Annotated in this window: 23 protein-coding genes; 13 read left to right on the forward strand and 10 right to left on the reverse strand. The window is 68.3% G+C overall.

All coding sequences use genetic code 11. The features are described from left to right. Nucleotides 1-26 precede the first annotated feature (26 nt). The 8 genes from HUA75_RS10490 to HUA75_RS10525 all read left to right on the forward strand — a co-directional run bounded on the left by HUA75_RS10490 (nt 27) and on the right by HUA75_RS10525 (nt 9,240). Nucleotides 27-740, forward strand: coding sequence for a YIP1 family protein (locus HUA75_RS10490; RefSeq protein WP_174486284.1), 714 nt, complete (start codon nt 27-29; stop codon nt 738-740). After that, a complete protein-coding gene (locus tag HUA75_RS10495; protein WP_174486285.1) occupies nt 737-2,077 on the forward strand; it encodes a TolC family protein in 1,341 nt (446 codons plus the stop codon). Before HUA75_RS10490 ends, HUA75_RS10495 begins: the two co-directional genes overlap by 4 nt. Further along, nucleotides 2,074-3,339, forward strand: coding sequence for an efflux RND transporter periplasmic adaptor subunit (locus HUA75_RS10500; protein WP_141643767.1), 1,266 nt, complete (start codon nt 2,074-2,076; stop codon nt 3,337-3,339). Before HUA75_RS10495 ends, HUA75_RS10500 begins: the two co-directional genes overlap by 4 nt. After that, nucleotides 3,336-4,088 carry an ABC transporter ATP-binding protein gene (locus tag HUA75_RS10505; protein ID WP_141643766.1) on the forward strand — a complete coding sequence of 251 codons (753 nt, stop codon included), beginning with the start codon at nt 3,336-3,338 and terminating at the stop codon, nt 4,086-4,088. The genes HUA75_RS10500 and HUA75_RS10505 overlap by 4 nt, the downstream gene beginning before the upstream one ends. Continuing rightward, entirely contained in the window at nt 4,085-5,323 is a 1,239-nt protein-coding gene (locus HUA75_RS10510; protein ID WP_174486286.1) for an ABC transporter permease, read from the forward strand. Before HUA75_RS10505 ends, HUA75_RS10510 begins: the two co-directional genes overlap by 4 nt. A 4-nt stretch (nt 5,324-5,327) precedes the next feature. After that, entirely contained in the window at nt 5,328-6,560 is a 1,233-nt protein-coding gene (locus tag HUA75_RS10515; protein ID WP_141643764.1) for an ABC transporter permease, read from the forward strand. A gap of 56 nt (nt 6,561-6,616) precedes the next feature. Continuing rightward, nucleotides 6,617-7,621: a cysteine synthase A gene (locus tag HUA75_RS10520; RefSeq protein ID WP_174486287.1), complete on the forward strand. Its 1,005-nt coding sequence runs from the start codon at nt 6,617-6,619 to the stop codon at nt 7,619-7,621. Nucleotides 7,622-7,818: 197 nt separating this feature from the next. After that, entirely contained in the window at nt 7,819-9,240 is a 1,422-nt protein-coding gene (locus HUA75_RS10525) for an RICIN domain-containing protein (protein WP_174486288.1), read from the forward strand. Between the two features lie 9 nt (nt 9,241-9,249). Here the strand turns inward: HUA75_RS10525 and HUA75_RS10530 are convergent, their stop codons facing one another. After that, nucleotides 9,250-9,918: a hypothetical protein gene (locus HUA75_RS10530; RefSeq protein WP_141643761.1), complete on the reverse strand. Its 669-nt coding sequence runs from the start codon at nt 9,916-9,918 to the stop codon at nt 9,250-9,252. Between the two features lie 214 nt (nt 9,919-10,132). Between HUA75_RS10530 and HUA75_RS10535 the strand changes: the two genes are divergently transcribed. The 3 genes from HUA75_RS10535 (at nt 10,133) to HUA75_RS10545 (ending at nt 14,550) form a co-directional block, all read left to right on the forward strand. Continuing rightward, the gene (locus HUA75_RS10535; RefSeq protein WP_174486289.1) at nt 10,133-11,926 is read left to right on the forward strand and encodes a choice-of-anchor X domain-containing protein; all 1,794 of its coding nucleotides are present in this window, start codon (nt 10,133-10,135) and stop codon (nt 11,924-11,926) included. A 118-nt stretch (nt 11,927-12,044) separates the two neighbouring features. Then, a complete protein-coding gene (locus HUA75_RS10540) occupies nt 12,045-13,355 on the forward strand; it encodes a hypothetical protein (protein WP_174486290.1) in 1,311 nt (436 codons plus the stop codon). A gap of 7 nt (nt 13,356-13,362) precedes the next feature. Continuing rightward, the gene (locus HUA75_RS10545; RefSeq protein WP_174486291.1) at nt 13,363-14,550 is read left to right on the forward strand and encodes a hypothetical protein; all 1,188 of its coding nucleotides are present in this window, start codon (nt 13,363-13,365) and stop codon (nt 14,548-14,550) included. On the opposite strand, the gene HUA75_RS10550 is transcribed toward HUA75_RS10545, so the two are convergent. Genes HUA75_RS10550 through HUA75_RS10560 form a run of 3 tightly spaced genes read right to left on the reverse strand, consistent with a single transcriptional unit; the run spans nt 14,538 to nt 17,221 of the window. After that, nucleotides 14,538-14,903 carry a GatB/YqeY domain-containing protein gene (locus HUA75_RS10550; RefSeq protein ID WP_174486292.1) on the reverse strand — a complete coding sequence of 122 codons (366 nt, stop codon included), beginning with the start codon at nt 14,901-14,903 and terminating at the stop codon, nt 14,538-14,540. The genes HUA75_RS10545 and HUA75_RS10550 overlap by 13 nt on opposite strands. A gap of 13 nt (nt 14,904-14,916) precedes the next feature. Continuing rightward, on the reverse strand, nt 14,917-16,554 hold the full coding sequence (locus HUA75_RS10555; RefSeq protein WP_174486293.1) for a histidine kinase dimerization/phospho-acceptor domain-containing protein: 1,638 nt from the start codon (nt 16,552-16,554) through the stop codon (nt 14,917-14,919). Continuing rightward, nucleotides 16,523-17,221: a response regulator transcription factor gene (locus HUA75_RS10560; RefSeq protein WP_174465348.1), complete on the reverse strand. Its 699-nt coding sequence runs from the start codon at nt 17,219-17,221 to the stop codon at nt 16,523-16,525. The genes HUA75_RS10555 and HUA75_RS10560 overlap by 32 nt, the downstream gene beginning before the upstream one ends. Before the next feature lie 132 nt (nt 17,222-17,353). Here HUA75_RS10560 and HUA75_RS10565 point away from each other — a divergent pair, with 132 nt between their 5' ends. Further along, on the forward strand, nt 17,354-18,187 hold the full coding sequence (locus tag HUA75_RS10565) for an endonuclease I family protein (RefSeq protein WP_141643754.1): 834 nt from the start codon (nt 17,354-17,356) through the stop codon (nt 18,185-18,187). Nucleotides 18,188-18,263: 76 nt separating this feature from the next. Here the strand turns inward: HUA75_RS10565 and HUA75_RS10570 are convergent, their stop codons facing one another. From HUA75_RS10570 to HUA75_RS10590, 5 genes are all read right to left on the reverse strand, one after another. Beyond that, a complete protein-coding gene (locus tag HUA75_RS10570) occupies nt 18,264-18,413 on the reverse strand; it encodes a hypothetical protein (RefSeq protein ID WP_174462411.1) in 150 nt (49 codons plus the stop codon). 102 nt (nt 18,414-18,515) lie between these two features. After that, entirely contained in the window at nt 18,516-18,929 is a 414-nt protein-coding gene (locus HUA75_RS10575) for a hypothetical protein (RefSeq protein ID WP_141643753.1), read from the reverse strand. A gap of 114 nt (nt 18,930-19,043) precedes the next feature. Further along, on the reverse strand, nt 19,044-21,167 hold the full coding sequence (locus HUA75_RS10580; RefSeq protein ID WP_174486294.1) for a hypothetical protein: 2,124 nt from the start codon (nt 21,165-21,167) through the stop codon (nt 19,044-19,046). A 44-nt stretch (nt 21,168-21,211) separates the two neighbouring features. Next, on the reverse strand, nt 21,212-22,423 hold the full coding sequence (locus HUA75_RS10585; protein WP_174486295.1) for a hypothetical protein: 1,212 nt from the start codon (nt 22,421-22,423) through the stop codon (nt 21,212-21,214). Next, nucleotides 22,417-22,938: a hypothetical protein gene (locus HUA75_RS10590; RefSeq protein ID WP_174486296.1), complete on the reverse strand. Its 522-nt coding sequence runs from the start codon at nt 22,936-22,938 to the stop codon at nt 22,417-22,419. Before HUA75_RS10590 ends, HUA75_RS10585 begins: the two co-directional genes overlap by 7 nt. Nucleotides 22,939-23,275: 337 nt before the next feature. Between HUA75_RS10590 and HUA75_RS10595 the strand changes: the two genes are divergently transcribed. Then, nucleotides 23,276-24,286 (forward strand): Ig-like domain-containing protein, encoded by a 1,011-nt coding sequence (locus tag HUA75_RS10595; RefSeq protein WP_174486297.1) that lies wholly within the window; start codon nt 23,276-23,278, stop codon nt 24,284-24,286. Between the two features lie 290 nt (nt 24,287-24,576). Here the strand turns inward: HUA75_RS10595 and HUA75_RS10605 are convergent, their stop codons facing one another. Further along, nucleotides 24,577-25,248 (reverse strand): hypothetical protein, encoded by a 672-nt coding sequence (locus HUA75_RS10605; protein WP_174486299.1) that lies wholly within the window; start codon nt 25,246-25,248, stop codon nt 24,577-24,579. Nucleotides 25,249-25,275: the final 27 nt, after the last annotated feature.

A 25,275-nucleotide genomic window follows, 5' to 3' on the forward strand; every position in this document is an offset into this window, starting at 1 on the left:
TACATCCCTCCGAGACCACTCACTCTATGACCTCACTCGTCCAACCCGTGCGCGTCTTCATCGACCCTGTCGAGGGAACGCCCGCCGCCGTCGAAGCCCGCCGTTGGGTCTGGCCCCTGCTCATCCTCGCGCTTTGTGTGTCCGCCTCCGGGACGCTGTTTTCCCTTCGCTGGGACGCGACCCCGGATGTCATCCGTGAACTCCAGGCGTCCGGGGAGATGGCGACCATCTCCGAGGCCGACCTGACCGACAAGATCCAGACGACGACCCGCAAGGCGCTCGTCGGAGGCATCGCCAAGGGCGTCTTCGTGATGCCGATGGTGGCGCTGCTGCTGGCCGCCATCCTCTGGGTGGTGTCCTGGCTGTTTGATCGCCCCGCCCACTTCGAGCAGCTGATGTCCGTGGCGGCGCTGGCGCTGTTGCCCATCGCGCTGTACCACGCGGTCCTCACGCTCTGCATCGCCGCGCAGCACACGCTCAGCGTCGCTCGCGTCGCGCAGTTGGTGCCGTCGCACCTGGGCGCGTTCCTGGGGACCCTCAGCCCGAAGATGGCGCGCGTTGCGTCCACCGTGGACTTCTTCAACCTCTGGAGCACGGGCCTGTTGGGCCTGGGCTTCGCCGCCGCCACCGGTATGCCCCGCGGCCGCGCGCTGCTCCTGGCACTGGTGCTCTACGTGATGTTCGCGGGGGTGTTGATGGTGGGCCTTCCCGGAGCGGAGATGGCGGGAGGTGGCCGATGAACGCGCTCCTCGTCGCCGTGCTGCTCACCGCCGCTCCCGCGCCCACGCGCCTCACCCTGGACGAGGTCCGCACCCAGGGCCGCCAGAGCACCACCGCGCTCCAGGCGCTGCTCGACCTGGACATCGCCAGTGAAGACGTGCGCGTGACGCGCTCGGCGCTCCTGCCGCAGCTCTCGGTCAACGCCTCGGTTGGCAAGAACTGGTTCGGTCGCCGCAAGTCCTTCAACCTGGTGCCGGACCCGAACAACCCGGGCGAGTTCGTGCAGATCCCCGTCGAGTCGAAGCCGACCAGCACGGGCGACTACGACCTGGGCTTCATCCTCAATCAGGTCATCTACGACAGGGCGCGCTGGAAGCAGCTGGAGCAGAGCGGCGTGCTGCGCGATGCGCAGACGAGCCAGGCGCAGGAAGAGGCGGACACCTCCGAGCTGGAGGCCATCCGGCGGTTCTTCACGCTCTTCCGCTCCCAGGCCACCCGCCAGGTGCTGGAGGCCACCGTCAAGCGCAGCGAGGAGCAGCTGGACCGCGCGCGCTCCCTGTTCCAGGCCGGACGCGTGGGCAAGGTCGAGGAGATCTCCGCGCTGGTGAACCTGGGCAATGACCGCATCACCTTCGTCCAGTCCCTCACGACGTTGGTGACGGACCAGACGCAGCTGGCCGTGTGGTTGACCCGTCCCGGCACCGAGCCCCTGGAGGCGGTGGACCCGGGCGTGCTCACCTCGGAGCCCGCGCCCGCGCCCACCATCGAGCAGGCCATCGAGTCTGCCCGCGAGCGGCGCCCGCTGCTCAAGGCGCTCCAGCTTCAGGTGCGCTCGGCGGAGCTGCAGCGCGCCATCGCCCGGGCGGACTACCTGCCCGTGCTGTCGGCCCGTGGCCTCTACACCCGCCAGGGCCCGGACGCGGAGCAGGTCTTCACCGAGCCTCGCCTGCAGAACAACTTCCTGGGCAGCATCAACCTCGAGTGGAACGTCTTCAACGGGTTCATCACCCCCGCCCAGACGCGGCGCGCCGAGGCCAGCATCCGCAAGGCGCAGCTCACGCTGGCGCAGTCGGCCCGGGAGATCGAGGGCCAGGTGCGTGCCGCCCACCAGTCGCTGGAGGCGCAGATGGTCGCCGCCCGGCTGTCCGCCGAGAACAAGGAGGCCGCCTTCCAGGGCCTCCGGCTGGCGGAGGAGCGCTTCAAGGCCGGTGCGGGCTCCACGCTGGAAGTCCGCGATGCTCAGCTGAACCTCACGCAAGCGGAGCTGAGCTTGTTGGAAAACAGGATTGATGTCGAAATCGCCCGCTTCAGTTTGTTGCGGGCCATGGGCGCCCTGAGCCCGGGAGAGACGAAATGAAGTGGTGGAAGGGTGCGATTGCCGGTGCGCTGTTCCTGGGTGCCGCGGCCATCACGGCTGGAGGACTGAAGGAGCGTCCGCCGCCGTCCCAGGAAGTGCAGATCGCCAAGGCTCGCAAGGGCACCATCACCCGCACCATCACCGGTGCGGGAAAGGTGCAGGCTGCGACCACGGTGAAGATCTCCTCCAGCCTCTCCGGAGACCTGGTGGAGCTGCTCGTCAAGGATGGCGAGCCGGTGAAGAAGGGCCAGGTGCTCGGGCGCATCGACAAGCGCATCTACGAGGCCGCGATGAAGCAGGCGATGGCGTCGCAGAACGCCGCGCGCGCCGACTCCCAGGTGGCGGAGGTGGAGGTCAGCCGCACCACGTCGGAGCTGGGACGGGTGGAGGGCCTGGTGACCAAGGGCCTGGCGTCCGGCGCGGAGCTGGACATCGCGAAGGCGAGCAAGAACACGGCGGAGGCGCGGCTCGCGTCCGCCCGCCAGCAGCTGGCGCGCAACATCGCCATCGTCGAGCAGGCGCAGGCGGACCTGTCGAGGACGACGCTGTCGTCGCCCATCGACGGCAACGTCATCGAGCTGTCGCGCGAGGTGGGTGAGCGCGTGCGTGGCTCGGAGCTGGCCGAGGACGTGGTGATGACCATCGCCGCGCTGAGCGCCATGGAGGTGAAGTTCGAGGTGGGTGAGCACGAGGTGGTGCACCTGAAGCCGGGCCAGCCCGCGGACGTGACGCTGGACGCGCTGGAGGGGCAGACGTTCCAGGGCTCGGTGGTGGAAATTGCCCAGAAGGCGCTCATCAAGAACCCGGGCACGGAGGCGGAAGTGACGAGCTTCCCCGTCACGGTGGCGCTGGACATGCGGCCGCCGGGCGTGCTGCCGGGCATGAGCGCGGAGGCTCGCATCTCCGCGGAGACGCACGATGACGTCATCCTGGTGCCCATCCAGGCGGTGACGGTGCGCGCGGAGCGCTCGCTGCCGGACTTCAAGGAGTCGGTGGAGGGCGGCGCGCTGAAGGCCAAGCGCACCGAGACGCTCGCCAAGGTGGTGTTCGTGGTGGACGCGGCGAACAAGGCGCAGGTGCGGCGGGTGCAGACGGGCATCGCCTCCGACACGGAGCTGGAGATCCTCTCCGGGCTGAGCGATGGGGACCGCGTGGTGGAAGGGCCCTACCGCACGCTGTCGAAGGAGCTGAACCACGGGGACAATGTCCAGGCGCCCGAACCGGGCGAGGGTCCTGGCGCGAAGGGCGGTCAGAAGTCGTGAGTGACGGCAGCGGCGCCGGCACAGGCCGGCTCATCCAGGTGGACGACATCACCCGCGTCTTCCATGTCGGTGGCGAGGAGGTACGCGCGCTGCGAGGCGTCACCTTCGGCATCAGCCGAGGGGAGTGGGTGGCCATCATCGGCCAGTCCGGTTCTGGCAAGAGCACGATGATGAACGTGCTGGGCTGCCTGGATACGCCCACCAGCGGCCGCTACATGCTCAACGGCAAGGACGTGTCGCGCATGAGCGACGACGAGCTCGCCGTCATCCGCAACGTGGAGATCGGCTTCATCTTCCAGACGTTCCAGCTGCTGCCGAAGGAGACGGCGCTGGCGAACGTGGAGCTGCCCCTGGTGTACCGGGGCATGGCGGCCAAGGAGCGGCGGGAGCGGGCGAAGGCGGCGCTGGACAAGGTTCAGCTCACGCACCGCATGCACCACCGACCCAACGAGCTGTCGGGTGGTCAGCGTCAGCGCGTGGCCATTGCCCGCGCGCTGGTGTCGGAGCCCTCCATGCTCCTGGCGGACGAGCCCACGGGCAACCTGGACTCGGCCACGGGCGAGGAGATCGTCCGGCTGTTCGAGCAGCTCCACCAGGCGGGCCACACGCTGGTGCTCGTCACGCACGAGCCCAAGCTCGCGGCGCGCTGCCCCCGGGCCATCCGCCTGAGCGACGGAGAGATTGTCGCCGACGGTCCCGGGCGTGAAGTGGCCATGGGCGTCGCCGGCCCGATGGTGGCAGGCGTATGAAGAACGCGACGACCCTGCGGGTGGATGTCCTGGAGGGGGCGCGCATCGCCGTGTTCTCCCTGCGCGCCAACCGCCTGCGCACGGTGCTGACGACGCTGGGCATCGGCATCGGCGTGGCCACGCTGCTGGCCATCGTCGGCATCATCCAGGGGCTCAACACGTCCTTCCACCGACAGCTCGCGAGCTTCGGCGCCAACACGCTCTACGTCTCCAAGTTCCCGTGGATGATCAAGGGCGATTGGTGGAAGTACCGCAATCGCAAGAACTTCACCCTGGAGCAGCTGCCCCGGCTGCGCGCGATGGCGCCGTTCATCACCGCGATGTCCCCGTCCGTCTCGCGGCTGTCTGACGTGTCGTACGGCGGCGAGCAGATGTCGTCGGTGCGCATCCAGGGCGTCAACCACGAGTACCTGGGCATCGCGGGCTTCGACATCACCGGGGGCCGCTTCATCACGGAGTCGGATGAAGAGGTGACGCGTCCGGTGGCCGTGCTGGGCGCGGACGTGGCGGAGCGGCTGTTCCCCGGCATCAGCCCGGTGGGACGGAGCATCCGCGTGGATAACCGCTCCTTCCAGGTGGTGGGCACGCTCAGTCGGAAGGGGAAGGTGGTCAACGAGAGCATGGACCTGCTCGTGCTCATCCCCTTCAAGACGTTCTACAGCAACTTCGGCAAGGGCCGGCCGTTCGAGATCGCCATGGCGGTGGCGGACGCGTCCCAGGTGCGCATGGCGGAGGACCAGCTCATCGGCATCCTGCGGCGCCTGCGCGGCACGGAGCCGGGTCAGCCCGACGACTTCAACATCAACAAGCCGGAGGCGATGGCGCAGACCTACGCGCAGCTCACCGGCGCGCTGTACGGCGTGGCGGTGGGCGTGGGGCTCATCACCTTGTTGGTGGGCGGCATCGGCATCATGAACATCATGCTGGTGTCGGTGCGCGAGCGGACGCGGGAGATTGGCGTGCGGCGCGCGCTGGGGGCGCGCAAGCGCACCATCGTCGTCCAGTTCCTCATGGAGGCGGCCAGCGTGTCCGCGGTGGGAGGCCTGCTGGGAACGACGGTGGGGTTGGGCACCGCCAAGGTGGTGTCGCTGATAACGCCCCTGGCGGCGGACGTGCAGACGTCCACGGTGCTGGGTGGAGTGTTCTTCGCCGCGCTGGTGGGCCTGCTGTTCGGCATCTGGCCGGCGGCGCGCGCGGCGAACCTGGACCCCGTGGAAGCCCTTCGGTACGAGTGAGTCGATGCGAGCCTTCCTGGACAATCTGCGGCTGGCCCTGGGGACCTTCCTGGGCAACCCGCTGCGCTCCCTGCTGACGCTGTTGGGCATCGTCATCGGCGTGGCCACGGTCATCACGATGATGGGCCTCATCGAGGGCCTGCGCACCAAGGTGAACCGCGACCTGGGCCGGCTGGGGGCGCACACCTTCCAGCTGACCAAGTGGCCCGCGGGCGGCTTCGGCCGCTTCAACTGGGCGAAGTTCGCCAAGCGCCCGGACATGGGCCTGGAGGACGTGCGCGCCATCGAGATGTTCTGTCCGTCGGTGGGCGTGGTGGCCCCGTCGGACGACCAGGGCGGGCAGAAGGTGTCGACGGTGAGCGCGGAGACGCGGCCGTCGGTGCGCATCATCGGCGCGTCCACGACGTACCCGATGACGAGCGGCGTCTCCGTGCAGTCCGGCCGCTACTTCAACGAAGTGGAGGGCATGGACGGCCGCAACGTGGTGCTGCTGGGCGTGGACGTGGCGGACCTGCTCTTCCCCGGCATCGACCCGGTGGGCTTCGAGGTGCGCATCCAGAACCGGCCGTTCCGGGTGATTGGCGTGCTCCAGCGGCGCGGCAGCTTCCTGGGCATGGTGAGCATGGACAACCAGGCCCTCATCCCCCTGCGCGTGTTCCAGCAGCTCTACGGCAAGGAGCGCTCGCTGGACATCGACATCCAGGCGAAGGACCCGAGCCTGTTCCGCAAGGCGCAGGACGAGGTGACGACGCTGATGCGGCGTCGGCGCAACGTGGACCCGGACCAGCCCAACGACTTCGAAATCCACACCAATGAGTCGGTGACGGCGTCCTTCAACCAGCTCTCCCAGGTCATCACCATCGCCGGCATCGGCGTGTGCCTGCTGTCGCTGGTGGTGGGCGGCATCGGCATCCTGAACATCATGCTGGTGTCGGTGATGGAGCGGACGCGGGAGATTGGCGTGCGCAAGGCGCTGGGGGCCAAGCGGCGGCGCATCCTCGGGCAGTTCGCCACGGAGGCCGTGCTGCTGGCGCTCTTTGGCGGTGGCCTGGGCGTGGGCCTGGGCTTCGGGCTCGTCTTCCTGGGCGACTGGATGGTGGGTTTCCCCATGTCCGTGCCGCCCTGGGCGGTGGGCCTGGCCCTGTCGATGAGCTGCGGGGTAGGGCTGCTGTTCGGAATCTACCCGGCCGCCCGCGCCGCGAAGCTGGACCCCGTCGAGGCGATGCGCAACGAGTAGCGGGCCCCGGTCCGTCGTCGGTTGCCTCCCTCCCCGGACTCCATTAGGGGAGGGGGATGGCGCCACGCATCGGCTCGCTGTGGGACTCGGTGGGAAACACTCCGCTGCTTCGCATCGGTTCTCTCAGCCGCATCACCGGCTGCGAGATTCTGGGCAAGGCGGAGTTCATGAACCCTGGCGGCAGCATCAAGGACCGCGCCGCCAAGGGGATGATTCGCCGCGCGGAGGAGGAGGGACTTCTCCATCCGGGCGGCACCATCGTCGAGGGCACCGCGGGCAACACCGGCATCGGCCTGGGGCTCCTGGGCCGCGAGCGCGGCTACCGCGTCGTGGTGACGATGCCGGACAACCAGGCGCGCGAGAAGTACGAGCTGCTGGAGGCCATGGGCGTGGAGGTCCGCAAGGTGCCGCCCGTGCCCTTCGCCAACCCCGGCCACTTCTTCCACCAGGCGCGCGCGCTGTCCGAGCAGCACGGCTGGTTCTGGGCCAACCAGTTCGAGAACATGGCCAACGGCGACTTCCACTACGAGACGACGGGGCCCGAAATCTGGGAGCAGTGCGAGGGCCGCGTGGACGTGCTCGTCGTCTCCGTGGGCAGCGGCGGGACGATGTCCGGCGTCAGCCGTTTCCTCAAGGAGAAGAACCCCGCGCTGCGAGTGGTGCTCGTGGACCCGCCGGGCTCCGGCCTCTACTGCTTCGTGCGCGACGGGAAGCTGGAGTCGTCCGGCTCCTCCATCACCGAGGGCATCGGCATCATGCGGCTCACCGCCAACTTCAAGGCCGCGCGCGTGGACGAGGCGATGCGCCTGGGGGACGAGGACATGCTCGACACCCTCTACCACCTGGCCCGCGAGGACGCGCTCGTGGTGGGCACGTCGGCCGCCCTCAACGTGCGCGCCGCGTATGAGATTGCCCGCCAGCACCCGGGCTCGGGCCTGCGCATCGTGACGTTCCTGTGCGACCACGGCAGCCGCTACGCCTCCAAGGTCTTCAACGCGGAGTTCCTCGCCTCGAAGCAGCTCCGGGTGAAGCCGCTGCCCGTCAACCTCGCCGCGCGTTGAGCGGCGCCCGTCCAGCCCGCGCCGAAAATGCGGACCCCGGCGCAAGCGCGTTCAGGGTCCTCTCAACTGTCCGACAGGACTGGATAGTCTTTCTTCGTTTTCTGGAAAAACTGTTGTTGCGGGTTTAGGGCGACGCTACAGGTGCGCGACCCATCCGTCCCCATATCGGGGGCGGGGGCTCACCTCATGGAGTCCGCATGTCGCGCATGGTGTTGCCGTTGAGAGCCCTGGTGGTGCAAGCCGCGCTGGCGGCCGTGGTGCTGGCCTGTTCCGGGCCGCCGGACGCCGCCTCTTCCGGAGAAGAGCCGCTGGGCCGGCAAGAGGGCGCGGCGCTGGCGACCCGCGTCGTCGGCTACTTCCCGACGTGGGCGGGCGACGTCAACACCATCCCCTACGACAGGCTCACGCACATCAACTACGCCTTCGTGGTGCCCACCGCGCAGGGGGGGCTCACGGGGCCGAGCGGGACGGACGCACGGCTTCGCTCGCTCGTCACGGCGGCGCACGCGCGAGGCGTGAAGGTGCTCATCGCCGTGGGTGGGTGGAACGACGGCAATGACAGTGGCTTCGAGTCGCTCGCGGCGAACGCGGGCACTCGCACGGCTTTCGTGAACAACCTGGTCAACTACGTCAACGCGGCGGGGCTGGACGGCGTGGACATCGACTGGGAGTACCCGGACCCGGGCGCCTCCGCGCAGAACTACGCGGCGCTCATCCGGGAGCTGGGCGCGGCGATGCGCTCGCGCGGCAAGCTGCTCACGGCCGCGGTGGTGGCCAACGGCTACTACGGCGAGGGCATCCCCACCTCGACGTTCGCCGACTTCGACTTCCTCAACATCATGGCGTACGACGGCGGGCAGCCGCATTCGACGTATGACTACGCCGTCCAGTCGCTCAACTACTGGAAGGGGCGGGGCCTGCCGGCATCGAAGGCCGTGCTGGGCGTGCCGTTCTACGGGCGCTCGCCGTCGTCGTATGTCGGCTACGCGGACCTCGTCGCGCGCGACTCGCAGGCGCCGTACAAGGACAACGTGGGCGACGTCTATTACAACGGCATCGCCACCATCCAGGCGAAGACGCGGCTGGGGCTCCAGCAGGGCGGCGGGGTGATGATCTGGGAGCTGACCCAGGACACGCGCAATGACACGTCGCTGCTGCTCGCCATCTTCAACGCCGCGCAGGGCGGCGGTGGCGCCACCCGCTACCGCATCGTCAACAAGTCCTCCGGCCGCTGCCTGGACATCAACGGTCCCAGCACCGTGGACGGCGCGACGATTCACCAGTGGGCGTGCCACACGGGCGCCAGCCAGCAGTGGGTACTGGAGCCCACCGACAGCGGCTACGTCCGCATCGTGTCCCAGTACAGCGGCAAGGTGCTGGACGTGCGCGACGTGAGCACCGCGGACGGCGCGGGGCTCCAGCAGTGGACCTGGTCCAACGGCGGAAACCAGCAGTTCCGCACGGTGGCGACCTCCGGCGGGTTCCATCGCATCGAGGCCCGACACAGCGGCAAGGTGCTGGATGTCACGACCTGCGGGACGAGCGCCAACGGCACCGTCATCCAGCAGTGGACCTGGTCCAACAACGACTGCCAGCAGTTCCGGTTGGAGGCTCAGTAACGAGGGGCCTCAGTGCGGTGCCGAGAAGCGCCCGGTCTCCAGCGACGCCGCGCCCGGGCGCGTCTTGCGGAACACGTAGTAGTCGGCGGGCCGGGCCCAGTGGGAGCCGCCCGCGTCGTCGAGCGCGGCGGGGCCCCGGGGCGGTAGCTTCGGGACCAGGTACGCGGCGAGCTCCTGGTCGCTGAAGGTGTACTTCCCCCTCAGCTCCTTCACCACGGCGACCAGCTCCAGGTTCTCCTCGGCCGCGGCCTCCGCCGCGTCGCCGTGGTGGTCGTTCGTCACCAGCAGCCCGCCGACCTTCAGGTACTTGCCGCAGGCGCGGGAGATTCCTCCGGCATACAGCGCCAGCAGCAGGTCGAAGCTCTCCTCGAGCGCGGGGATGGGCTGCAGGTAGTCCTGCGAGACGAAGCGCACGTGGGCCTTCTGGGCGTACTGCTGCCGGGAGGAGATCTTCCGCAGCACGCCGTCCTTGTTGGCGAAGAACCCCTGCGCCAGGTCGTTCCGGTCCACGTAGACGACGTGCTGGAAGAAGAACGACGGGGTGATGTGCACGAAGCACCCCGGGTACAGCACGGTGTCCACGGCCACGAACCGCTCGCGGAGCAGCTCGAAGAGGCCCGCGCGCTCGAGCTGATGATCAACCACGAAGCCCTGGTAGATCTCCTCGACTCTCTCCATTTCCTGGATTTGAGCCGGTTTCTGGGCTGCCGTAAAACTTTGGGCCCTCTCGGGAAAGGAGAGGCGCTGTAGCGTGGAAAGTCACAGTCCGAGTGACGGTTGTTGCCTCAAGAGACACATCCTTCTGGTGTGTGTGGGCTTCTCTCGGGGTGCTGGTCCTGGCCTGCGGGGTGCACTTGGAGGGGTCGCCGTAAATCCCCTGGAGGCGACATCCATGAAGAAGTGGTCCCCGAAGAAGGCCCTGGGCCTGAAGTGGGCTGGGTCCGGTGTGCTCGCAATCGCATTGTGCATGACGGGTTGTGGTGGTGAGGCGCTGGAGAGCCCGGCTCCCCTGGAGGAGCGGCCCCAGGCGGCGGTGGCCGAGCCGACGCCCACCAACAAGCCCGCGCCCATCATCCAATCGCTCGACGTGGTGGCGCAGGACGACGTCCTGGGCACCGCGACCCGCAGCCTGGTCCGAGTGCGGCTCGCCCAGAGTCAGCAAGGCCTCTTCACGGAGGTCCCCGTGGTGTCCGACACGGGCAAGCCCGTGGTGCTGAGAGATCAAGGCACGGAGGGTGACGAGCAGGCCGGAGACGGTGTGTTCTCCGGCTTCGCCGAGGTCGACCTCGAGCTGCACCGCAAGACGCAGGACCGCATCACCGCGGCGCAGAACCGGCAGCCCAACGAGCCGCTGACGTTCGCCGTCTTCAACAACCGCGAGCTGGTGGAGGAGCGCCGGGTGGTGGCGCTGTCGTCGGACGTCTTCCGTCCGCGCGTCCCCATCCCGGTGACGCCCGTGGGCCTGCTCGCCGACGTCAGGCCGGCCAAATCCCTCATCATCACCCATCCGAACGTCATCAACGACCCGACGCGGACGTATGACCCGTGCTCGAACTCTGGCAACCCGAACGGGGTGTGGACGTTCAACCACCTGATGACGGAGATGGCGAGCACGTTCGTGACGCCGTCGGCCCTCACCGAGCAGTGGTTGCTGCAGTGGAACGCGAACCAGACGCTCAACGGGTGGACCGTCCCGGCGCGCACGCAGGTGGTGCCGCGCATCCTGAACCCGTGGCCGAAGATCGCCGGCACGCTCGACATGACGAAGTCGGCGTTCAAGCTGGTGGCCATCTTCAACCGGTTGGACCTGGGCAAGGGCAACGGCCCGGTGGGCTACGGCGGCTCCAGCGGTGGCGGTGAGCTGCGCTTCGTCTTCGCCGCGGTGGACAAGAGCGCGGGCTGCGTCATCCGGCCGCTGCTGGTCATCTTCGAGTACGGCGTGCCCATCTCCGGCTGCCTCAACGTGAAGAGCTGGGCGCAGCAGTGGATGCAGCTGTCGAACCCGCTGATGGTGCTGGGCAGCCCGGCCTACAACGCGGCGCTGCAGGCGCTCACGGAGCAGGTCGTCGTCGCCGGCGCGGCGCCCACCAAGCCCAACGGCAACGCCATCAACCAGATTCGCACCAACGACTTCATGCTCGCCTCGCCCTGGGAGCTGCGGGAGTTCCACCTGTTCGACACGGGCGCGACGCCGAACTTCCTGTCGGAGACCACGGTGGCGTTGACGCCGGGAGACGCGCGCAACAACACCACCATCTTCCGCGACTTCGTGAACACCAACCAGGCGGCCATCCTCGCCAACACCTACGGCGTGCCGGCCACCTTCGCGAGCGTGAACTTCCTGGGCGCCAACCCGCGCGTCCCAACGCCGTCCAGCACGTTCTGGCGGGCCACCGGCATCGTGAACAACACCGCGCGGCACAAGTTCTCGTTCAACACGTGCAACGGCTGTCACGCGCGTGAGACGAACACGCCCTTCACGCACATTGGCGAGACGGGCGCGCTGTCGGCCTTCCTCTCCACGGGCATGGTGAACCCGCTCACGCCCTTCAACGTGGCGGACCCGGTGGACGGCACGGTGCGCAGCTTCTTCGAGATTCGGGACCGCGCGCAGCACCTGGACTCCACCGCGAACCAGTCCTGCCTCACCCGCGCGTTCGACATGCGCAACCTCGCGGTGCACTGATGTGAAACGCGGGTCCGGGGGGAATCTCCCCGGGCTTGCACAAATTCCGCACGAACATTCCTCATGAAGCGCACAGGCTGGCCATCCGGGTTGCACACCGGGGGGCCAGTCTGGGCCCATGAACATCCCTGTTTCCGCGCCGCGTCCGCAGCGGACGTCCGACGGCCCCATCCGAAGGGCCTTCCGGTGGCTCGTCGCCCACCACGTCTTCGGCAGTCTCGTCATCGTCATCTTCGCCACGGCGGTGATCGCCGGCCAGGTGGCGGACCGGGCGGACTTCGCCAACTCGGAGCTGGCGGCGGGCGTGGAGGACCGGTGGGGTGCTCCCGTCGTCCAACCCGCGCCCTCGCTGCGCTTCGTGCACAGCGGCACCATCTTCACAGAGCTGAAGCCGCTGGCCTTCGACCGTCAGCACGTGGAGGTGCTGGCGAAGATGAACTACCGCAAGCGCGGCCTGCGCTACTTCTCCGGCTTCGACTTCAACCTGGGCGCGGAGTACGCGGTGGTCAACCGCGAGGGCCACGACATCGACGTGGCGTTCATCTTCCCCATGGAGATGGACAAGTCGCAGGTGCTGCTGTCGGAGCTCCAGTTCCTCGTGGATGGCCAGGAGGCCAGCCTGGACCTGGGTGATTCCGGCAACCGGCTGGTGTGGACGGGACGCATCGCGAAGGGCGCCACGGCCCGCTTCGTCATCCGCTACCGCGCCCGAGGGCTCGACTCCTTCATCTACAAGTTGGACCCGGCGCTCTCCGCGCGCGACGTCCGCCTGCACTTCGCCGTGGAGGGGGGCGACAACTACGACTATCCGGGAGGCGTGCTGTCCGCCTCGTCCGTGCAGACGGGCAGCGACACCGTGACGCTGGACTGGGCCTTCCAGTCGCTGGAGTCCGGCGTCAATCTGGGCGTCATCCTGCCCTCGGAGAAGACGTTCGACTCCATGGTGTCCCGCATGGCGAGCCGCGCGTGGGTGCCGTTCCTCGCCCTGGTGGCGCTGCTCGCGGCGCTGGGCATGCGGCACAAGCGACAGCTCGCGCTGCATGAGGCGTATCTGCTGGCCGCCGTGTACGGCTTCTTCTTCGTGCTCCTCGCGTACCTGGCCGCCTTCATGAACTTCTATGGGGCGTACGTCCTCAGCGCGCTGGGACTGGGCGCGGCCGTGGTGGCCTATGCCCGCTGGCTGTTCCCCAAGGAGCGCGTGGCGGTGCTGGCGGGCCTCTGGGCGGCCACGCTCCTGGTGCCCACCGGCGCCGTCATCCTGGAGGGCTACACCGGCCTCATCTACACGCTGGAGATTCTCGCCGGCCTGCTCGGACTGATGGTCCTCTCCACCCGCGCCAGCGTGCGGGCCTTCCTCTCCGACTTGTCCCAGCCCGGCGCCGCACCTCGCGAGGCCGCCGCCACCCCTGTCACCCCGGAAGCGAGCTGAGCCCACCATGCGGACCCTTTCTCTCCTCGTCGGATTCATGCTGCTCGCCCCGGAGGCCCTGGCCACGGGCGCCACCGCGGCCTCGACTTCTCCCGCGGGCACCGCCACCGTGCCGTTGGAGCAGCTCATTCCCCTGTACACGCAGCGCCAGGCGGATGTGCCCGCGCCTCCCACCGAGGCCCTGGTGAAGAGTGAGCTCAAGGGCCGGCTGTCGACGGACGCCCTCCAGGTGGAAGCGACCTTCCAGGTGGAGGTGCTCGCGGACGGACGTTGGACGCAGGTGCGCCTGCTCCAGCTCGACGCGGACACGTACCCCACCGCGCTGCCCACGCTGGAGGACGCCACGGTGGGAGTCGTGGACGGCTTCCTGTGCCTGCTCACGCGCAAGGCGGGGCGTCACGCCTTCGAGGTGGGCCTCACGGTGCGCTCGTCGGGCACGGGGCCGGAGCGCCGCGCGCAGCTTCGCTTCGGACCACAGGCCTCTCCGGTGCCGCTCGAGCTGGAGGCCGACACGTCCGTCTTCACGCTGATGGAGCCGCTGCGGACCTCGGGGGAGGGCTACGCCGTCTATCCCGTGCAGGGCGTGCTGCGGGTGGGGTGGCGCGCGGCCTCGCTGGTGTCGCAGTCGATGAAGCCGCAGGTGCGCCCGCCGATGGAGCCTCGCATCGCCGAGGCCACCGCGACGTGGGTGTCCACCCTGGAGGGGCGTGCCTCGCTGCGCGTCAGCTACACGCTGAGCCTGGACCGCGAGCAGCCGCTGGAGTTGACGGTGCCGGAAGGGCACAAGTTGGAGCGTGTCACCCTCAACGCGGTGCCCGTGCCGGTGGAGGAGGCAACGGACGGCGTGCTGAAGCTGAAGGTCGCTCCGGCGCGGCTGGGTGAGACGGGCGGCGCGCTGGAAGTGGTGCTGGCGCGGGAGCTGGGCGTCTTCCACCTGTCCGGTCGGCTGAAGCTGGCGCTGCCCCGCGTCTCGTGGCCGGTGGCGGAGCTGCGGGCCCGTGCGCACTTCCCCGCGGTGTTCAACTACCGCCGCGAGGGTGGCAGCCTGGAGCAGGTGGATGAAGCCGCCGCCGTGGCGGAGAGCGCGCCCCTGCCGGGCAAGGTGCTGCACTTCCGTCAGTACCTGGTGGCCGCGTCCTCGCCCACGCTCGAGCTGGGCTACTCGGTGGACATCTCCAACAGCTACTTCCGCTGAAGCTCCAGGAGCACGTTCAACTGGGCCGTCAACGCGTTGGCCTCGTCGTGTCTGCCGAGGCTGACGTAGAGGGCCACCGCGTCCCGCCGTTCTTGAACCTCGCGTTCAATGACGGCGTTCACGGCTTCGGGCGTCAGGGCCAGGCGGGCCACTTCACCACTCCCCAGGCCACCGGCACTTCCCGCGAAGGCGCCATCCACGGCCGCTGGAGCGCCGCTCACATCGGGAGCTTCCGCGTTGTCGAGGGCCGCCAGCACTTCACGAAGCACCGCCGAGGCAGGTGCGTTCCGAGCACGAAGCGCCTCTTTCATCGCGGCGCGAAGCATCGCCTTCCATTCATCCACGGTTTTCATGGGCCTGCCCAACCTAGCGACGAACCAGGGGCGCCGCCACGGCGAAGGCCGCGCCCGACTCCGCGGGGCGGGCCGGGAGCAGCTCCAGTCCCGCGCCGAACGCTCGCAGCATCGACTGGGAGATGGTGAGGCCCAGACCCGTGCCGCCGCGCTCACGCGCCGTGGTGAAGAAGGCGTCGAAGATGAGCGCCCGGTTCGCCTCGGAGATGCCTCGGCCGGTGTCGCGCACGACGACGCGAACGGACCCCTCGGCGTTCGTCTCCACGGACAGAGACACCTGGACGTCCTCGCCCCCGTGCTGCCTCGCGTTGGTGACGAGCTGCCAGAGCACGTCATCCATCACCTCGGCGGGCAGGCTCACGGTGAGCCCCTCCGGCACGGGCCCCACGTCGACGCGCGCGAGTCCCTCCGCGGCTGCCCGGGTGGAGAGCGCCGTCAGCAAGGGCGCCAACTCCACCCGCGCGGGGCGGGCAGTCATCGAGTCCGCGCGGGCCAGCTCCATCAGCCGTTGCACGAGTCGGGTGAGGCGCTTCGCATCGGCGTCGATGTTGGAGAGGAAGCGCGCGCGCTGCTCTGGCGTCATCACCTCGGCGCTGTCGCGCAGCAGCTCCACCGCGCCCTGGATGGAGGCCAGCGGCGTCTTGAACTCGTGCGACACGTTGGCGGCGAAGGATCGGATGTACTGGTTCCTGTCGCGCAGGGCGGTGGCCATGCCGGCCAGGGATTCGGACAGCTCGGCCAGCTCCGCGACGACGGGGCGGGCCACGGGCTCGAAGCCCTCGGGCGCGCTCGCGGCGATGGCGCGCGTCTGCCTCACCAGCGCACGCACGGGACGGCCCAGCAGCGCGGCGGCGGCGAGCGACATCAGCGCCACCGCGCCCAGCAACACCAGCCCCGTGGCCGTCAGATTCCATCGGTCCGCATACGTGGCCTTGGCGAACGTCATGGGCGTGCGCGCCAGCACCACCGCGCCCCAGACGCGCTCACCGTGGAGGACGGGCAGGGCCACGAAGACGCGGATGCCGGTGTCGCGACTGAGGGAGGCGAGGGGCGTGTCCTCGGGCTCGGCGTGGCGGCGACGCAGCACGCTGGTGGGGACGCCGTGAAGCGCCTCCTGCACTTCGAGCCGGTCACCCAGCGTCGCGCCAATCAACTCGGCGCTGCTGCTGGACACCACCACGCCCCTGACGTCGACGACGCGGATGCCCGCGAGCGTGGCCGCCCTCACGTTCTCCAACAGGGGACGCAGTCGCTGGCCCACGTCCTGGGCCAGGGGTTCTCCTGGCACGCGCGAAAGGGGTGGGCGGTCGTCCGGCGGTAAGGGCTCGTCCGAGGCCCGGAGGGAAGGGAGGACGGGCCGCAGTTGGTCGTCGCTCGGAATGGGGAAGGGCCACTTCGCGGTGCGAGGCTTTCCGTAGTCGAGCGTCCCCACCTGCTCGGCCAGCATGGACCGGTAGACCTCGGCGACCACGGCGCCCTGCGTGAGCAGCTCCGTCTCCGTCTGTCGGATGAGCTGGTTGTCGTAGACGCGCACGAAGGACAGTCCGCCCAGCGTGAGCACGAAGCCCGCCAGCCCCACCGAGGCGAAGACCATCCACAGCCGGGGCCTGGCGCGGGGCCTAGGGGATGGCGAGCCGATAGCCAAGGCCATGCACCGTCTCGATGACTTCTCCGCCGACTCCGGCGAACTTCTGGCGCACCCGACGCACGTGGCTGTCGATGGTGCGGTCACTCACCACGCCGTCGTCATAGACGCGGGTCATCACCTCGTCGCGGGTGAACACCTTGCCGGGCACGCGCAGCAGCGCCGCGAGCAGGTGGAACTCCGTCACGGTGAGCACCACCTCCTGCTCGCCCCACCAGGCGCGAAAGCGCTCCTCGTCCAGCTTCAAGGGCCCCCGCGAGAGCGGCTGGGGCGCCGTCGAGGTGGCGGCTGCTTCAGGAGCGGGCCGGGCGCGGCGCAGCACCGCCTTCACGCGCGCCACCAGCTCGCGCGGACTGAAGGGCTTGGTGAGGTAGTCGTCACCGCCGAGCTCCAGGCCGAGGATGCGGTCCACCTCGTCGTCGCGCGAGGAGAGGAAGACGATGGGCAACTCGTGCGCGCGGCGGACCTCGCGGCACACCGCCAGCCCGTCCATCTCCGGCATCATGATGTCCAGGACGATGAGCGCGGGGGGAGCACGCTGGACCTGCGCCACCGCCGCCCGTCCATCCGCGGCCTCCTCCACCCGGAAGCCTCCTTGCTCCAACGCGAAGCGGACGATGTCCCGCAGGTGCGGATCATCATCGACGACGAGGATGGTGGGACGCTCGGCCAAGGGACACTCGGAAATGGGAGGGCGAGACTCGGAGTGTAGCTCCGCCACCCCTCCTCAGGGACTTGCCGTCACAGTCGTATTTTTTGTCGTCACGGAACGCAACTGCCGGATGGGTCGGTCGATAACCCCGGCATGACCGTTGTCGGTTCCCCCCGCCCGCTGACTCGTCTGCTCGTCAATTCATCCACCGCTGGCGTGGGGACCCGTCCCTCTCAAGACGTGTCGTCGCCCCAGGCGCGGAACGTCGCCGCCCTGGGCCTCAAGGATACGTTCGAGCAGGCGCCCGCCGCGAAGCAGGGCCCGGCCAGGACGGAGGCGCCCACCCCGCCGGCGCCGTCGGAGGGCAATGACCCCTTCGAGGGGCTCCGGGACGCCGCGCTGCTTCGCGCCATCAAGGAGTCGTCCTCCGGCAAGCACGTGAAGAGCTACACCGAGGCGCGCAAGGTCATCTTCGGCGAACTCGATGTGGTGAACGGCAAGGTGGCGTGCGTGTACACCGGCCGGGAAATCGAGGGCGGCAAGCTGCCCAAGAACTCCGACATGAACGTGGAGCACACCTGGCCCCAGTCGAAGGGCGCCACGGGCGTCGCGAAGAGCGACCTGCACCACCTGTTCCCCACCGACAGCAAGGCCAACTCGAAGCGGGGCAACTGGCCCTTCGGCGAGGTGGTCAACGTGAAGTGGAGTGAGAACGGCGCCAAGTTCGGAACCGACGCGCAGGGGCGCACGGTGTTCGAGCCGCCCGACTCGCACAAGGGCAACGTCGCGCGCGCGATGTTCTATTTCTCCTCCACCTACAGCAAGCCCATCCCGGATGCGGAAGAGGCCGTGCTGCGCGAGTGGAATGACCTGGACGTCGTGGACACCGCGGAGCACGCGCGCAACCAGCGCGTCGCGGACATCCAGGGCAACGTCAACCAGTTCGTCGAACACGAGGACCTGGTCGACCGCATCAAGGACTTCTGAATTGACGGAAAGGGACGAGCGACCTCGGGGGAGGGGCTCGTCCGGGACGAGCCGGGGCGTCAGTCCGAGCCCCGGCTCACCCAGTCACCGTGGGCGAAGGGTACGGCGGGTACCCTTCGCGAACCTTGAGTCGCCGCGTCCGCCGCCGCGGGCGCCGGATGGCCACCGCCGCTACGAGCGCGAGCACCACCGGAACGAACACCAACAACGCTTGAGCCGTCACCATCTCCCTCCTCCTGGAACTATGGCGGTGGGGTCTGACGCTCAGTCCCTGCAAAACCTGAAAGAGCCCGGACTCCGGGTGTGGGGCGGGGTGTGACGGAACGGCTCAGGAGCAGGAGAAGTACGGGCCGTAGCCGGTGCCCACCGAAGCTCCCGTGGAGTCCGTCACCGTCACCCTGGCCCTCAAGTCGTAGAGGGACGTTCCGGTTTCATCAGGCCCGGGACACGAGAAGTGCCGGGTGGCGCCGCCAGCAGTCGGCCCGGACGTGTAGGTCCTGTTCGTCGCATACAGGAAGTGCTGCTGGGTCCAGGAGTAGGTGAACGGCGGAATGCCGTCCGTGACGGTCGCCGTGCAGGTGACGCCGCTGAAGTCCTGGGAGCAGGCGAGCGAGGCCGACAGGGCCGCATCCTGCGTGGCCAGCGAATCCCCACCTGGGTCCTCGATGTCGGCGGGGCCACCACAGGCCATCAATACCAACCCAGCTCCGAGCATCGTCGCTGCCATGAAGTTCGTCGCCATGCGCGTCTCCTGGAATGTGATTCGGGTGAAGGACCGCGCTTCAACAATATCATCAGTGCAAAGTCTTTAAATCCCGCGAAAGCGTTGCGAATCTTTGTGTGCCGTCGCGGGGCGTCAGGCGGACGGGTGTCTTGACTGTCTCCGCGCCATGACCGCAATGGTTATGAGCAGCGCCCAGGACAGCGCGCTGATGACATAGCCCGCCCAGAGGATGGGCGGTCGCCGGTACTCCAGTCGCAGCGTGCCTTGTCCCAGTCCGAGCAGATGCGGGTAGGCGCGAAAGAGGGGCTGCTCGATGCCCTGCTCATCCACCAGCCGCATGCCGGGAAACCACGCCAGCTTCACCTTGAAGAGTCGCGGGCCTCCTTCGGGAAGCTCCAGGCGATAGGTTCCTCGCCCTTCCTTGTGCAACGAGACGGGCGCGGGCGGCAGATTCACAGAGGGTCCCGCGTGGGCGAGCGCGTCGTGCAACGGCTGCCATTCCGCATCGCCCACGAGCGTCTGTCGCAGGTGGATGCGCGCCTCGCAGGCGGGGCCGATGGGATGGAAATAGGCGTTGTAGAAGAACCGCTCCTCTCGCTCGAAGGGCATCAGCTCGGACGGAGGAAGCACTTCCACGGCGGAGTTGAGGGCGGGGCCGCCCGGGATGTCCTCTCGAGGTTCGACTCGCAGGGTGCGGAAGGGCGCGCCATTCACCGAGAACGACGGCTCGGGCACGAGCCGGAAGCGCGAGGTTCCACCCAACTCCAGCGTCCGCGTGTAGCAGGCGGCGCGGGCGGTGATGGCCTCCAGTGGAGTGCCCGGCTCCACGGGGCGCGCGGCCAGCACCCGCGCGTCCACCGAGAAGCGGGTGACGTTGAAGTCCGCGAGGAAGTGGTCCAGCACGCACTGCTGGAAGGGGCACGTGAAGCTGCCGAAGTAGAAGTGGTCGAGGATGACGGGGCGCCCCACGAGCGTGGCCATGTACGAGCTGACCAGATGGTTGGCGGTGTTGCTCTCCCAGAAGAGGCCCTTGGGGCCTTTGAACTCCTCGTCCATCGCGCCCAGGTAGCTCTCCACCGCGAAGTCGAAGGCCCGTCGGTACTCCAGGACGAAGTGGCGTCCGAAGCGCTCATCCAGGGTGGGCGCGGCCTCGCGCTCGAAGCGAGTTCCTTGCGCGAGCCTGTCCGGCAGCGTGAGACCCGACCGCAGCGGGAAGAGCCAGGTCACGAGCGCCAGGGCCACGAGCGCGGCGCCGCGCACCAGCCGGGTTCTCCACGGGGACGTCGTCGCGGGCAGGGCGTCCAGCACCGCCGCCGCCACGGCGGGGACCAGCACGAGGCCGCAGATGTCGAAGCGGTAGAAGTGGAGCGAGGGCAGCCACGCGGCGTCCTCGAAGACACGCGCGAAGAGGGAGGGCAGGAGCAGCGTCACGGTGCCGGCCGCGAGCAGGCGCATGCCGCGCGTCCAGCCGAACAGCGCCACGGGCAGGCACGCGAGCGCGACGCTCCAGCCCGTCTGTTCGACCATGACGCGGTTGCTGACCATCAACCCCCGGTAGGCGAGGAAGGGCAGCCAGAAGAACGCGCTCAGTCCCGCGCCGAGCACCAGCGCCCCCATGAGCCGAGGCACCCTGACAATCCGAGGCAGCGACAGGAGCACGAGCACTCCCGAGGCCAGGCCCATGATGAGGTGTGACAGGACCACTCCGGCCAGGAGCAACGCCAGCCTCAGTGGTCGCGGTGTGCCGTACAGCTCGGCAGTCACCGCGAAGAAGAACACCGCGCCGAGGAACTGACTGGTGATGCCCACCCGGAACAGGTCCAGGAAGCAGAGGCCCTGTGCGAAGCCCTCCGCCTTGTGCGTGTAGAAGAGCAGCACCGAGGCGAGGACGAACAGCCAGCGGACCGCTGGCCGCTCGAAGCGGAGTGCCAGGGCGCCCACGCCCGCGAAGTAGCCCGCCACCAGCAGCGACAGGAACAGCTTGAACGTGGTGATGGGCTCCAGTGGAAGCCAGAGCAGCGCCCCCAACAGCAGGTCCTCGAGCGGCGGGTAGAAGAGGTTCTGGACGTAGCCCAGGAAGGCGCTGTCATTGAACTGGTGGAAGTATCCTCGGCGCACCGCCATTCCACTGGCGAGATGTCCGGCGACGTCGATGCTGAAGACATCCAGCCGGGTCACGATGAGCACCGCCCCGTAAAGCGCCGCCAGGGCGAGCGCGGCGAACAGGACAGGGCGCGAGGTGAGTGTTTGCTTCATGGATACCGGGGACGTGGCTTGGACTCAGCTCGTGAGATTGTCTGTCATCTGGCGGGTGGAGGCTTGCCGTAGAACGCGGTGGGGGCGAAGCCATCTCGTCCCGCGGCGAGCATCACCGCGAAGCCCTCGGGACCCGCGCCCACGGAGGTGTTGGGGGACTCCAGGATGTAGCGGCCCGGGGCCGTCTCGCGAAAGCGGACGCCGGTGAGAGTGGGCAGCTCGGTGCGCTCGGCGTAGGCGGTGTCGTAGGAGAAGTCGAGCCCCCCGGAGGCTCGGCAAAAGACGCGGCGGGGGGAATACACGGCGCAGTACCAGGACCAGGCATAGGGCAGGTCCACCGCGTGCGCGGCGTCCTGGAGGACCTGGCGTGGTGCGGTGGGTGGCAGGGGGATGAAGAAGAACTGGAGGTTTGTCTGGGCCCAGTCGGTGATGGGGGCGGCCATCTCGAGCTCGACGCTGGTGACGGCCTCGTCCCGGCGCAATGTCACAGCTTTGAAACGGTGGGCGCGCGCGTTGAGCGAAGGGTAGAGCACGGGCTCCGTGGTGCGAGTCGCGGCGAGTCTCATGTCGCCCGGGGCCAGGGAGGGGACGGTGAGGTGGTCCACGAAGCCCACGTAGTCGCGGGCGGTGGCGAGGGTGACGGAGAGCGTGCCAGGAACGGGAACACCCTTGAGGGCGTAGTAGCGCTCCAGGGGCACCTCCACGTGGACCCGGGCGCCATCCACCTGCACGAGCACCTCCGCGTCGGGGCCCACAGCGTCCGCGCGGACCGTGTCGCGCACGTAGACCTGGGGCGTATAGCCCTGCGTGCGCGGCGCCATCAGGCCCACGCGCACGTCCAGTCGATGGGGCAGCTCCAGCGCGGTGCGCACCGGGTAGCCCAGGTCCGCGGCGTACTGCGGGTCCGCCGTCAGCGAATACGTCGTGGGGGCGCCGTCGGTGGGCTCGCCCAGGAACAGATAAAGGTTCTGGTCCGCGGGGTTGCGAAAGCCGCCTTGGAGCGTCGCATCCACCACCAGGCGCGTGGTGGTGCGCGTCGCGGACAGGGCGGTGACCACCAGCTCGCGCGCGCCCGTGAGTTCGAGCCGATTGACTTGCTGATGCTCGACGAGGCGGGTGCAGTGGGACTCGACGTCCCCGGTGGGTAGCGCGCAATCGAGCGCATACGGCGGGGGCTTCGAGGTACAGCCGAGCACGGCGGCCCACAACAGCAGCCGTGCCCGGAGGTGTCGCGGTGAAGCCAGACGGACTACCACTTCTCGATGGAAGTGATGGTCAGCGCGAACGGAGTGCCGATGAACGTGCCGTTCGACGTGCAGGGGCGGTTGGTGATGTCCAGGAGGTTGGCGGAGTAGTAGCCGTAGGTGGAGCCGTTGCCCTTCTCGTAGAACTCGGTGCCGTTCGGCAGGACGACCTTCCAGACGTAGTCGAAGTGCTCGTACCACTTGGGGGTGGTGCGGTTGGAGATGGTGTTTCGGACCGTCACGGTCCACGTCCACGGGGCGGACGCGGGGGCGGAGACCGTCTGCGTGTTGTCCCACTCGATGGCGACGCCGTTGTCGAGTCCACCCCAGCCGTGGATGAGATACACGGACGTGCCCCAGGGCAGCGTGTAGTTCCGGTACGACATCCGGATCTCCGCCTCATAGGAGCTGGCGTAGACACAGGAGTGGAGCACCGCGCGGCCGTCGGCCCACTGCTCGATGGCGACGGCGGACGTGGAGGCGAAGAACAGGGCGAGGGCGAGGACGTTTCGGACAGCCGAGGTCATGGAGAGAGACTCCCAGGTGGACGGTTCGGCCGATGTCTCTAGCACGAGGGTGGGTGCCGGCGCACTCCCTGTGTGTATGTCCACGGACAGGAATCCCGTGGTTTGCCGGGCGCGTGAAACACCGTGAGGTGCCGGCTCGGGCACTCAGGGGCCTCTGGAATGACCCGCTCGGTGTCTTGGGAAATGCAGCGTTCTGAGTCACCCGAAGTGCGCAAACCCTGCGCAAAGGTGTCGGACCTGCCCCAGTTGGATGTATGGGTTGTCTTGTATTTGATGGGCCCCGAAGTCCTCGCGCCACATCAGCGAATCTTCGCTTTCGCGCGAGAGGGGAACAGTCATGCACCTTTTGAAGCGTCTTCCCGTCGTCGGGTTGTTGCTGGCGCTCGTCGCTGGCTGTGGTGAGGAGTTACCCGCGGGCGCGGGGGCGGTACAGATGGTCATCGGGACGCAGGAGTTCGCGGCGAGCGAGTCCAGCGTCACTCGCATCCAGGTGGTCATCTCCGGCCTGGGCATTTCCGACATCCAGCAGGAACTGGTGAAGACGGGCAGCACCTGGGGCGGCACCATCGCTGGCATCCCCGCTGGGACGAATCGGGTCGTCGTGGTCTCCGCCTACGCCTCGAACAACTCGCTCCAGTACCAGGGGCAGGCGACGGAGGTCACCATCGTGGAAGGCGAGACGGCGCTCGTGGCCGTCACGCTCCATGACATGACGTTGGGGCACTACACGGACAACGATGCGCCCATCATCGACTCGGTGACGGTGTCGGGCACGACGGTGGAGGCCGGTGGGCAGCTCACCCTGGGCGCGACGGCGCATGACCCGGTGCCTAACGACCTGGTTTCGTATTCCTGGAGCGCCTCCGCGGGAACGCTGAGCAGCGCGACCATCGCGAACCCCACGTGGACGGCGCCCTCGTCCGCGCAGACCGTCACGCTGACGCTGACGGTGAGAGATCAGCGCAATGGCATCAGCCGGGCGCGAGTGACAGTGGAGGTCACGGAGGAGCTGGAGGTGGGCGGCAGTGTCACCATCCAGGTGAGCTTCAACACGCCGCCGCTCATCCTCTTGGTGACCGCGAGCGAGGGCAGGGTGGTGCTGGGCCAGAGCACGGCGGTGAGCGCCAACGTCCATGACCCGGACCTGGGGACGGTGCTGTATCAGTGGACGTCGTCCTGCGCGGGGACCTTCTCTTCGCCCACGGGCCAGTCGTCGAACTTCACGCCGTCGGCGGTCCCCACGGGCGCTTGCAACAACTGTAGCGTCACGATGACGGCGCGAGACCTCAAGGGTGGCGTTCGCTCGGGTTCGTACCACCTGTGCGTGGTGTCCACTCCCGCGCCGTAGTCGAGCGCGCGAAGGGGGATTCGCCGTGGGGCCGGGTGCGGTGTCCTCGTGGATGAGGAACGCCATGCTCGGCCCGTCGTTTCAATCCAAGGACCTCTCGCTGACGAACGCGTCCCCGCGCGCGAGTGTCTGGCTATTCGCCCTGGCCGAGATGCCGCGCGAGATGGCGAACTCCAGCAGCGCGTCGAACAATTCGCACGGTGCGGCCGGAGTGGTCTGCCTTGAGCGCTTGTCTATGATGGTCTCGGCACGGCTCATGGACGATGCCGTGGCGTTGACCGGGCCGGGCCCTACTGGAAGTCGACCGGCGGCGCTCCCTGCGTCAGCCTCTTGGCGACCGCCGCCGCGCTGTCACGCATGTACTTGAGCCGATCATTGAAGTCTCCGTCGCCACCGCTGCCCGCGCGCTCGGTGTGGAGCAGCTCTCCGCTCTCGTTGATGTAGTGCACATAGAAGAGCGCGGTGCCGTCGGCGGTGAAGCGATCCGTATCCACGCTCGCGAACGGCGTCCCGTCCTCGGTCCGGAGTTCCCGTTGGATGGGAGAGCGATAGAGGGTCGCGACGGGGATGATGATGCCCTTGGCGCCGGCCTCCTTCACGTACCGGGCAAGGTCCTGCTTCATCCTCGGCGGGACGGTGAACTTGTCGGTGGCGATGTTCGGGAGGGCCTCGCACCACTCGCTGTCCCCCTTCAAGCGCTTCACCTTCGCGGTGGAGACGTCCTGGCCGTAGGCGCTCCAGAGCGCCGGTGCGACGTAGTCCTCGATGTTTTGGATGACCTTGTCGTTGTTGTCCGCCGACTCGGCACACGCGAGCAGCGGTGTGAGCGCGTAGGGTTTGTCCAGCGCGCTCCATTTCCCTCCGGTGAAGTAGGTCGGGTTGGAGGTCGCGAGGCCAGGGACACAGCCGGAGATCGTGACGAGCAAGAGAGCGGAAAGGAGGGGAGCGCGGTGAGCGGGCATGGAGATTCCTCGAGCGGGTAGGATTGG

It is taken from the genome of Myxococcus sp. CA040A, from assembly GCF_013336725.1.
GTDB classification, from domain to species: Bacteria; Myxococcota; Myxococcia; order Myxococcales; family Myxococcaceae; genus Myxococcus; species Myxococcus llanfairpwllgwyngyllgogerychwyrndrobwllllantysiliogogogochensis.